This window comes from Geomonas sp. (genome assembly GCF_056994735.1).
In genome coordinates, this window is record NZ_JBXKJL010000498.1 from 1 (window position 1) to 10,606 (window position 10,606).

The window sequence follows — 10,606 nt, forward strand, 5'->3', positions numbered from 1 at the left end:
GGCGATCGGGTCCTCCTCTGGGGGCCGAACTCGTCCTGGTGGGGCGTTGCCTACTGGGGCATCATCATCAGTGGAGCCGTCGCCGTCCCTGTCGATTTCATGTCCGATCGCGCACGGGCGGAAATGATCATGACGCTCACGGAGTCGAAGGTGCTGCTGCAGAGCCGCTTCAAGGTCGACCGGATCGCGGGGCACTCGACCATGCTCCTGGAGGATCTGCAGTATCTCCTCGAGAATGTCGAGCCGGTCGAGGAGATCGCCCACCCCGCACCTGGGGATATGGCGCAGCTCATCTATACCTCCGGCACCACGGGGAACCCGAAGGGTGTCATCCTGACCCACAAGAATCTGATCGCCAACATCGTCCAGATCAACCGGCACATCCCCATCATCACCGAACATTACTCCTTCCTTTCGCTGCTGCCGCTGTCTCATATGTTCGAGCAGATGGGCGGTTTCTTCACCCCCCTTTACCGCGGCGCTGCCGTGGTCTACCTGCGCACCCTCAAGCCTTCCGCGATCATGGAGGCGCTGGGCGAGGAGGATATCTTCGTCATCATGTCCGTTCCCCGCCTCATGCAGCTGCTGAAGACCTCGATAGAAAGGGAACTGGCGGAGAAGCACCTCGATGGCGTCTTCCGCTTCCTTTCCAGACCCGCCTCCCGCCTGCCCAAGAGAGGACGCGGCCTCCTCTTCTTCCCCGTTCACCGCAAATTCGGCCGCGACTTCACCCTCTTTGTATCCGGCGGGGCTCCGCTCGATCCCGAAGTCTTCAACTTCTGGAGCAACATGGGATTCACCGTGGTGGAGGGATACGGCCTCACCGAGTGCTCGCCGGTCCTCTGCGCCAACACCTTCGAGCGGCAGGTGGCGGGCTCGGTAGGGCCGCCTCTTCCCGGTGTCGAGCTCAAGATCGAGGGAAAGGAAAAGGAGCTTCTGGCTCGCGGCGATAACGTCTTTCCGGGGTACTACCGGAATGAGCAGGCGACCAGCGATGCCTTCACCAGTGACGGCTGGTTCCGCACCGGGGACATCGCCGAGAAGGGGACGGACGGGTGGATCACCATAAAAGGGCGCGAGAAGGAATTGATCGTCACCGGCGCCGGCGTCAACGTGTACCCTGACGAACTGGAAGGGGTGCTGAACAAGATCCCGGGAGTGAAGGAATCGTGTGTCGTCGGTCTCGATCGGGGAGGCGGAGAGGAGGTCCATGCCGTACTCCTCTTGAACGGCAGCGGTGCCAGGCCCGACGAGATCGTCGGCCAGGCCAACAGGAGCCTTGACGCCCTGCACCAGATCACCGGCTTCACCGTGTGGAAGGAACCGGAGTTCCCCAAGACCACCACACTGAAGATCAAGAAGTTCCAGGTGAAGGAGCAGATCAGGAAGGGGGCCGCGGAAGGCGAGGCCGGATCGAGGGATGTGCTGGTGAACCTGCTGGCGAAGGTGACGGGAACGAGCGCCTCGGAGATACGCGATGACTCGCTCCTGGTGGCCGACCTGGGACTGACCTCGATCGGTCGTCTGGAACTGGTGAACTTCCTGGAGCAGGAATACCGAATGGACATCGAGGATTCCCAGCTCGGCCCGCAGGCCCGGGTCTCCGACGTGCGGCAGATCATCACGAAGCGGGAGAAGGTGCGCCATCGCAGCCATCTGCGTTTCTGGACCAATTCCACCCCGGTCCGGGCACTGCGCATGCTGGGGGACGCCCTCTTTGTCTACCCGCTGTACAGCATGTTCGCTACCCTGGAGGTGCGGGGTGCCGAGATACTCGAAGAGTTACCCGGGCCGGTGGTCTTCGTGGGGAACCACCTGAGCTACTTCGACCAGCCCTCGGTGATGTTCGCCTTGCCCAAAGAGGTCCGTTACTACACGGCGACCGCCGCCTGGGAGGAGTTCTTCTTCGGGGACTACCACGGGCCAAACCGCCTCTGGCGGCTTTTCTGTTACCAGTTCGGCACCCTCCTGGTGAACCTCTTCCCCCTGCCTCAGAAAAGCGGGTTCAGCGGCGCCTTGCGGTTCATGGGCAGGCTCAGCGATGCCGGGATCAACACCTTGATCTTCCCTGAAGGCGCCCATTCAAGGGACGGGAAGATACAGGACTTTCAGTTGGGCCTGGGGGTGATCGTAAAGGAACTGGGGATACCGGTGGTGCCCTTCAGGATCGACGGTACGCAGCATGTGCTGCCGGCCACAGCGCATTTTCCGAAACGGGGGAAGGTGACTGTGACTTTCGGCGAGCCGCTGCACTTCACCATCGAGGACCCCCCTGCCATCGTGGCCAAGGCGCGGCAGGCGGTGGAGGCGCTGTAAAAGAAAGGCGAATCCCCCCTGTCCCCAGCGGTGTCCGGTTAGGTTTTTGATTTGTCTCTTTCCCTTCCCAATCTTCATTCGAAACGGCTCCCTCTCCCCATGGGAGAGGGCTGGGGTGAGGGCAAGTGCCACGGAGATACGGGCTTCCCTCACCCCGACCCTCTCCCGGAGGGCGAGGGAGAGCTTGAAATGTGGAGAAATGGGCAGGTGCAAGTAGCTGGACAACGCTGCCCTGTCCCCCCTTTGACAAGGGGGGGACCTATGATCCCGGTGATTCCGTCCGAAGTCTCAGATAGAGAGGTTCCCTGCAAACGGCACCGATATCCGTCAGCAGTGGACCATTCCGTCACATTGCTGGACATTCGACCCCACTCTCTATCATAATGCGCGGGCAACAGATCCTGGAGGAGAACCTTGATGAACAGTGATGAGATCTCTTTGCCTTACCGCCGCTACGCACTGGCTCTCCTTGTGACAGTGAACCTGCTGAATTATATAGACCGCCAGGTTCTTTTTGCCGTATTCCCGCTTATAAAGATCGATCTGGGCATCTCAGATACTGCCCTCGGTTTACTCGGCAGCGCCTTCATGGTGAGTTACATGCTGATAGCGCCGGCTTTCGGCTGGCTTGGCGACCGCTGGAGCAGGGTCAAGCTGGCTTCGGGAGGGCTGGTCGTCTGGAGTCTGGCCACAGCGCTCGCCGGTCTTGCCCCAGGCTACCGGACCCTGCTCGCCGCCCGCGCCACGGTCGGGGTAGGGGAGGCGAGCTTCGGCACCGTCTCCCCCGGTCTCATCTCCGATTTCTTCAGCAAAGAAAAAAGGGGCCGCATCCTCTCCTGGTTTTACCTGGCTATTCCGGTGGGGAGCGCATTCGGTTATCTTCTGGGTGGCATCCTCGGGGAGCGCTTCGGCTGGCATGCCGCCTTCCTGATGGTGGGTCTTCCCGGTCTTCTCCTGGCGATCCCCATCGCCATGTTGCGCACCCCGCCCAGAGGAGGCGATGAAGCGGCCTCCCAAAACAGCGCCGGGAAACCCTCCGCCGGATACGCAAGCCTCTTCAGAAACCGCTCCTTCGTCTACAACACCATCGCCATGGCTACCATGACCTTCGCCATAGGCGGCCTTGCCCAGTGGATTCCGTCGTTTCTCTTCCGTGCTCACGCCATGGGGGTGGAAAAAGGGAACACCATGTTCGGGGCCGTCACCGTGGTCGCCGGAATCTGCGGCACCTTGCTGGGGGGGTGGCTCGGTGACCGTTGGCAAAAAAAGAGCAGCAAAGGGTATCTCCTCGTCTCCGGCTGGGGCTTTCTGATCGGCACCCCTTTCGCAGCCTGGGCCATCCTGGCCCCCGGCCTTCCTGCCTGCATGGCAGCCATCTTCGTGGCGGAGTTTTTCCTCTTTCTCAACACCGGTCCCCTCAACACCGTCATCGTCAATGTAACCCACCCTTCGATCCGCGCCATGGCCTTCGCAGCCAACATCTTCTTCATTCACGCCCTTGGTGACGCCATCTCTCCTTCCTTTCTCGGCTGGCTGTCCGACCACTGGGGGTTGAGGAACGCCCTCCTCGTGACCCCGCTGGTGATGGCGCTGGCGGGAATTTTCTGCTTCGTCTGCGGAAGATATGTCGAGCATGACATGGCTGAGGCCGAGAAGTGATAACGGCAATTACTCTCCTCTTCATACTGTCAAAACTGATTTAGCTGCTATTATTGTCTCTCTATAAATTTTGAATTAACTATCAGCTCAGCCTTCGACAAGCTCAGGGTGAGCCGCCGTTCGTGCTGATTGCAATAGGGCGCACTGTAATGGAAGAAGGCAAGCTCGGGGCTATGACACAGGGCGTGGCAGGAGCCAACCACAGCTTCTACGAAGCGCTGTGGTCCAGGACTCGCCTGACCCGCCCGGAGAGCTTCAATACCTGGCCCGTCATCGCCCCGCTCCTGTCCCACGCAGCCCACCGCCTGGAAATAGGACCCGGGCTTCGGCCGCGGCTCCCCATCTCCGGAACCCATTTCATCGACATCAGTGCCACCGTTATCGACAGATTGAATGCGCTGGGCGGTGAAGGTGAACTCGGTGATGCCACTTTGCTGCCGTTTGCCGAAGCGTCGATGGATCTGGTCTGCGCCTTCGATGTCATCGAGCACGTCGAGGACCACCTGCGCGCTTTTCAGGAGCTCGGCCGCGTGCTCAAGGACGATGGCTTCCTGATCCTTTCCGTTCCGCTTTACCCGGGGTTGTGGACCGCCTTCGATGACTTCGTAGGCCATGTCAGGCGTTACCGACCTGAAGAGCTCACCTCCATCCTCGAGCGCTGCCATCTCGTCCCCGTGAGAAGTTCGGTCTTCGGGATGCAGCCGGCCAGCCCGCGTCTTCTCGACCTCGGTATCTGGCTGCTGACTCACCAGCGCTCGATCTCGTTATTCTGGTATAACTGGGTCTTCCTTCCCCTCAGGCTCTCTTTCCAGGGTCCCCTCCGGTTCACCCCGGGTGTTCCAGAGGGCCCGTCCATCTCCGAAATAGTCGTCCTCTGCCGGCGCTGTAACCGGGGCGGGGCTCCCCCTTCAGCGGATTGAGCGGACGCCGCGTGCGCCAAGTCTTTGAATTGACATGGCCCCTCCGATGGTGTATATCCCTCTAATTAAAAATGGGGTGAGTTTCCTGGTGCACAATGCTCTAACCATCGACGTCGAAGACTGGTATCACGGCTGTTGCGCCGTCCGTGGACCCGTGGTTTCCGCTGAACAGCGTAGGGTGCGGCGGAACACCGAACTGATCCTGAACCTGCTCGACCAGTGCCGGGTCAAGGCCACCTTCTTCATGCTCGGCTCGGTCGCCGAGGAAGATCCTTCGCTCGTTCCCATGATAGTGAGGGAGGGCCATGAGATCGCGTCGCACGGCTACTCCCACACCCTGGTCCCCCTGCTGGGGCCGGAGAGCTTCCGTGACGAGGTCCGGCGCACCGCGCAGATCATCTTCCAGCAGTGCGGCCGCCGCCCGGCCGGTTACCGGGCCCCGCAGTGGTCGCTTGGTCCCGCAACACCTTGGGCCATGGAGATCCTGCAGCAGGAGGGATGTCAGTACGATTCCAGCTACAACCCCCTTGCCTTCATCGGCAATAGCCGCGGCCCGCGTGCACCCTTTCGTATAGCGGCCCCCCATGGGGCGCTGCTCGAGCTTCCCCCGATGGTCACTCCCTCTCCCATAGGAAATCTTCCCACCGGCGGCGGGTGGGGCTTCAGGTTCTTCCCTCGCTCCCTCATCCGTCGCACCGTGGAAAAACTCAATCACAATCTGACGCCGGCCATTCTCTATCTGCACCCGAGGGAGCTCGATCCCTACGGACCGCGGCTGCCCCTTTCGCCGTTTCAGTCCTTCGTCAGCTATGGACCTCGTACCGATGCCGGACTTCGGCTGAAGGATCTTTTGACCAGTTTCAGTTTCAAAACCATGAAGGAGTTAGCGTCCGCGTGGCAGTCTGCATAGTCATCCCTGCATATAACGCCGAGAAAACCATTCCCGCAGTGGCCCGCGAGGCCATCGAGACGGGGCTTCCTGTCGTCGTCGTTGACGACGGCTCCGCAGACTCGACGGCCGAGAGCGTTGCCGGCCTGCCGCTGGCGGTTATCGGCCTCGGGCAAAACCGCGGGAAGGGCGGGGCCCTCAAGGCCGGGTTCGACTGGGCCTTGTCCAACGGTTTTGACGGGGTGGTCACCATTGATGCCGACGGGCAGCATGAGGTGGCGGCGATACCGGATCTCCTGGACCACGCCTGTCGCCACGGCTATGACATCCTCATCGCATCGCGCTACACCCAGTTCGAGGAAATGGCGGGGCTGCGCAGTTCCTGGAACCGTTTCGGCGTCTGGTGCATGCGAAAACGTACCGGTTTCGAGATCAGCGACAGCCAGTCGGGCTTCAGGTACTACTCCGCCCCCCTGCTGCGGCAGGTGGAGCTTCAAAGCACCGGCTACAACATGGAGATGGAGATCCTGCTCAAGGCATGGCGGCGGGGTTTCGTCGTAGGTTCTTTACCCATTGCAGCGCGTGTGGCAGACGGCCGCTCCACAAGTCACTACCGTCCTGTCCGTGATACCTGGAACATCTGCATGACCTTTCTGCGATACATGTAGAGCCTGTTTCATCGGCTCTATGTCAGTCCTATCACTCGCTCTGAGCATAGCTCCCACCGCTGAAACTTCATAAACCGGAAGCGCTCACACGTTTTTCTTTTAATCCAGTTGCGCCGTCTGTCTTTGTTAAGTATAATTAACTCGCTGTTGCGGGCAGGGCTGATCTTCATCCCGTATTGTCATAGTAACGGATCGACTGACAGACAGGAGCATGACCTAGTGCCTGAATAACCCTCTTTTGCTTCACGGCCTTCCGTGGACGCCGTAACTTCAATGACAGTAGGGAGAAGTAATTCTATGCTGCACGGTTTGAAAAAGTATTCACAGGAGAAGATCATCTCCATGCTCCTTTCCTTGGCGACCAATTCCTCTAACGAGAATTTGGCGCGGATGACCCACCTGATGGAGCTCATCCCCAAGAAGGAGTACTACAAGGAGCGTATCCGCTGGATCCGCGGCCTGATCCGTGACAACCATCCCAGCATCGACTTTCCTCGACGCATCCTGCGCGACCTTCACCCGAACCAGCGCGACAAGTGGATCACCAACCTGCTTGTCAACCACCTCCTCTCCGGAACCAACACGAGAAAGATGTGGCAGGAGAAGGAAGGATATTACCCGCCGTCGACGGTGGTTATCAGTCCCACCATGAAGTGCAACTTGAACTGCTACGGATGCTACGCCGGCGATTATCAGAAGACCCTGGAACTCTCCCTGGAGGAGATCGATTCCGTCCTCATGCAGATGAAGGAGATGGGAGTCTACTTCGCCGTGATCTCAGGAGGGGAGCCCTTCTTCAAGGAGGACATCTTCGAGATCTTCAAAAAGCATTCCGACATGGCCTTTCTGGTCTTCACCCACGGCGGCCTGATCGACGAGCGGATGGTCGAGCGCCTGATCGAAGTGGGGAACGTGATGCCTTCCTTCTCGCTGGAGGGATACCAGGAGGAGACCGATGAGCGGCGCGGCCCGGGGCATTTCGCCAAGGTGATGCACGCCATGGACCTGCTGCGCGAGGCAGGCCTCTCCTTCAGCAGTTCGTTCACGCAGACCAGCAGGAACACCGACATCATCACCGATGACCGCTTCATCGACATGCTGGTGGAGAAAGGCTGCTTCGCCATGTGGCTCTTCTCCTACGTCCCGGTGGGAAGAAACCCCGAGATCGCACTGATGCCGACCCCGGAGCAGCGGGACTTCATGCGCCGCACCACTGTCGACTACCGGGCCACGAAGCCGATGCTCTTCATCGATTTCTGGAACGACGGGCCGATCATCAGCGGCTGCATCGCCGGGGGGCGCAAGTACTTCCACGTCAACGCCAACGGCGACATCGAGCCCTGCGTCTTCTGCCACTTCGCGGCCGACAATATCCGCCGGACGACCATCAAGGAGGCCCTGCGCTCACCGCTCTTCGTCAAGATCAGGCAGCAGCAGGAGGAGCACGAGAACCTGTTGCGTCCGTGCATGCTGATCGATCATCCCGAAGTCGGCCGCGAGATCTTCGCCTCCGGGGCTTACGCCACCCACGATGGGGCTGCCGAGATCTTTACCGACCTTTCCGAGGCGATGGATGACTACTCCGCCCGCTACGCGGAGATCGCCGACGCCGCCTGGGAGCGGGAGTTCGCAGGCCCGGAGCTTAGGTCGGGGAACATCAAGGGGTAACGGCGGAGATCCCCTCTCCCTGCGGGAGAGGGTGGCCGCAGGCCGGGTGAGGGAAGTTGCCACCGATGGGCCGGTGCCGCTTCGTGGAGGCCCCCCTCGCCCTGACCCTCTCCCGGGGGGGAGGGGACTTGGCAGTACATCCGCAGATAATCAAAAGAAGGGTTGTCTTGGCACTTTACAGCAATCTGAACCTGTTTCTCATAAGACTCTTCACCACCCTGGTCCCGCGTTTTCTGCATGCCCCGTTCGCCTTGGTCACGGGGTGGCTTTTCTATCTCATTCTGGGAAAAGAGCGACGTGGCCTGAGGAGCAACCTCAGGGTCGTCACCGGCGAAGACAAAGTGGAGGGGCTGGTCCTTTCGGCCTTCTACAAGTTCAGCCGTAACTGGTGCGACCAGTTGCTGATGATGAGGCTGCGCGGGGCGGGCCTCCTGAACCTCATCGGGCGCTGGACGACGGAAAAGCCGCTAAACGATGCCCTGGCCGCCGGTCGCGGGGCCATCCTGATCTCGATCCACCTCGGCAACTGGGAACTCGGTGGGCTTGGGCTGGCCGAGAAGGGTTACCCGATGAACATCCTCACCTTTCCCGAGCCGGATGAGAAGGTGAATGCCCAGCGGGAGGTCATCAGGCGGGAGAGGGGGGTCAACTTCATCTATGTCGATCGCGAGGTTACCTCGTCCCTTGCCATAGTAGAGGCTGTCAGTGCGCTGAACCGCAACGAGGTGCTGGCCATCCTCGGCGACAGGGACGGTTCATCCCACACCAGGGACTTCGATTTCTTTGGCAAGCCCACCCCCATCCCGATGGGGGCCGCCTACCTGGCCCTGGCTACCGGCGCGCCGGTCATTCCGGTCTTCGTACCCTTGGAGGGCGAGCGCTACGCCGCCATAATGGGTGACCCCATATTCTTTCAGGCGGAACGCCATGAGCGGGACCGCGTGATCGAGGAAAAGACCAAAGAGGTACTGCGGATCTTTGAAGCGTATATCAGGTCGTACCCCGATCAGTGGTACAACTTCTTCGATTACTGGGGGGGTGAAGAATAGGCTCCCGAAAAGGAGTAGCAGATGACAGACGAACTTATATCCCAGGTAAAACAGCTGATCATCGACAGCCTTCGCATCGACGGCATGTCGGTAGCCGACATCGATACCGACGCGCCTCTCTTCGGAGAGGGGTTGGGGCTCGACTCGATCGACGCCCTGCAACTGGTGGTCGGCATGGAGAACAGCTTCGGTGTCGTGGTACCCGACGCCGCCGTCGGCACCAAGGTTTTCCAGTCGGTCCGCAGCATGGCTGACTACATAGCCCAGCACGCTGCATGAGGCTGCTGCTCGTATCGCCCGGATGGCCCAAGGGGAGACTCTGGGGGGAGCTCGGCTTCAAGTTTCCCTCGCTCTCCCTTGCCGCCATCGCCGCCGCCACTCCCGAGGGGTGGGAGGTTATGCTGGGCGACGAGAACATGCAGCCGCTCGACCTGAACGCGGACGTGGACCTGGTGGGTATCACCGCCATGACCCCGCAGGCGCCGCGTGCCTATGAGATAGCCGCAGCCTTCCGTGCCCGGGGCAAGGCCGTGGTGATGGGAGGCTTCCATGCCAGTAACCTTCCCGAGGAGGCTTCGAAGCATGTCGACGCCGTCGTGGTCGGCGAGGGTGATCTAATCTGGCCGCGGGTCGTCTCAGACTTTTCGCGGGGAAACCTGCAGCGCATTTACCGTCACACAACCCTCCTGGACATGGGAGCGGTCCCGGTCCCCCGCCGCGAGATCTTCGCCGGCAGCGGGTACCTCCTCACCAACACCATACAGACCACCCGCGGCTGTCCCCATGACTGCGAGTTCTGTTCGGTCACCGCGTTCTTTGGCAGAAAGTATCGGGAAAAGCCGCTGGACCTGGTGCTGAACGAGCTGGACACGCTGCGAAAGAGCGGCTCCTTCGTCTTTTTCGTCGATGACAACCTGGTCGCCAACCGGCGCTACGCCCTGGCCCTTTTCTCCGGGATGAAGGGGATGGGGCTGAAATGGCTCTCCCACGCTCCTATCGACTTCGCCCTCGACGGCGAGTTGATGCGTGCCGCAGGCGAGGCCGGGTGCGTGGGGATGTTTGTCGGTTTCGAGTCGCTGAACCAGCAGACGCTGGCGGCGATCGGCAAAAGCACCAACGAGGCCAAGGGGTACCTGGACCAGGCGAAGGCCTTCAGGGATAACGGCATCGGCATCCTCGGCTCCTTCGTCCTTGGGTGTGACGGAGATACACCGGCCATTTTCGAACCGATCCTGCGCTTTTGCGAAGAGGCGAGGCTCGAGGCCGCCATCTTCCCGATTCTGACGCCATATCCGGGGACGCGGGTGCGCGAGAGGCTGGAGGGGGAGGGGAGGATCACCTCAAACGACTGGCGAAACTACGACATGGGAGAGGTGAACTTCATTCCGCGGGGGATGTCTGCTGAAGAGCTGAAGGCGGGGCATGACTGGCTGAACA

9 protein-coding genes are annotated in these 10,606 nt (G+C 60.6%); all 9 read left to right on the forward strand.

The window, feature by feature from the left end:
- On the forward strand, window positions 1–2,316 hold a 2,316-nt coding region (locus AC11W3_RS20945; RefSeq protein ID WP_484093713.1), incomplete at its 5' end, for an AMP-binding protein.
- Window positions 2,317–2,733: 417 nt separating this feature from the next.
- Complete coding sequence (locus tag AC11W3_RS20950; protein ID WP_484089440.1) at window positions 2,734–3,975, forward strand: spinster family MFS transporter; 1,242 nt, start codon at window positions 2,734–2,736, stop codon at window positions 3,973–3,975.
- Window positions 3,976–4,124: 149 nt separating this feature from the next.
- A complete protein-coding gene (locus AC11W3_RS20955) occupies window positions 4,125–4,895 on the forward strand; it encodes a class I SAM-dependent methyltransferase (protein ID WP_484089441.1) in 771 nt (256 codons plus the stop codon).
- A gap of 88 nt (window positions 4,896–4,983) precedes the next feature.
- Complete coding sequence (locus tag AC11W3_RS20960) at window positions 4,984–5,805, forward strand: polysaccharide deacetylase family protein (RefSeq protein ID WP_484089442.1); 822 nt, start codon at window positions 4,984–4,986, stop codon at window positions 5,803–5,805.
- Entirely contained in the window at window positions 5,790–6,452 is a 663-nt protein-coding gene (locus AC11W3_RS20965; RefSeq protein WP_484089443.1) for a glycosyltransferase family 2 protein, read from the forward strand. The genes AC11W3_RS20960 and AC11W3_RS20965 overlap by 16 nt, the downstream gene beginning before the upstream one ends.
- Before the next feature lie 297 nt (window positions 6,453–6,749).
- Window positions 6,750–8,120, forward strand: a complete 1,371-nt coding sequence (locus tag AC11W3_RS20970) for a radical SAM/SPASM domain-containing protein (protein WP_484089444.1) — start codon at window positions 6,750–6,752, stop codon at window positions 8,118–8,120.
- Window positions 8,121–8,287: 167 nt separating this feature from the next.
- On the forward strand, window positions 8,288–9,169 hold the full coding sequence (locus AC11W3_RS20975) for a lysophospholipid acyltransferase family protein (protein ID WP_484089445.1): 882 nt from the start codon (window positions 8,288–8,290) through the stop codon (window positions 9,167–9,169).
- Window positions 9,170–9,190: 21 nt separating this feature from the next.
- Complete coding sequence (locus tag AC11W3_RS20980; RefSeq protein WP_484089446.1) at window positions 9,191–9,448, forward strand: phosphopantetheine-binding protein; 258 nt, start codon at window positions 9,191–9,193, stop codon at window positions 9,446–9,448.
- Window positions 9,445–10,606 (forward strand): B12-binding domain-containing radical SAM protein (locus AC11W3_RS20985; protein WP_484093714.1); only part of this gene is annotated, 1,162 nt, incomplete at its 3' end. The genes AC11W3_RS20980 and AC11W3_RS20985, both read left to right, overlap by 4 nt.

What these genes read in the sequence shown, in the direction of transcription:
- AC11W3_RS20950 (WP_484089440.1), top strand. Translation starts at nt 2,734, where the DNA reads ATGAACAGTGATGAGATCTCTTTGCCTTACCGCCGCTACGCACTGGCT.
- AC11W3_RS20955 (WP_484089441.1), top strand. Translation starts at nt 4,125, where the DNA reads ATGGAAGAAGGCAAGCTCGGGGCTATGACACAGGGCGTGGCAGGAGCC.
- AC11W3_RS20970 (WP_484089444.1), top strand. Translation starts at nt 6,750, where the DNA reads ATGCTGCACGGTTTGAAAAAGTATTCACAGGAGAAGATCATCTCCATG.
- AC11W3_RS20980 (WP_484089446.1), top strand. Translation starts at nt 9,191, where the DNA reads ATGACAGACGAACTTATATCCCAGGTAAAACAGCTGATCATCGACAGC.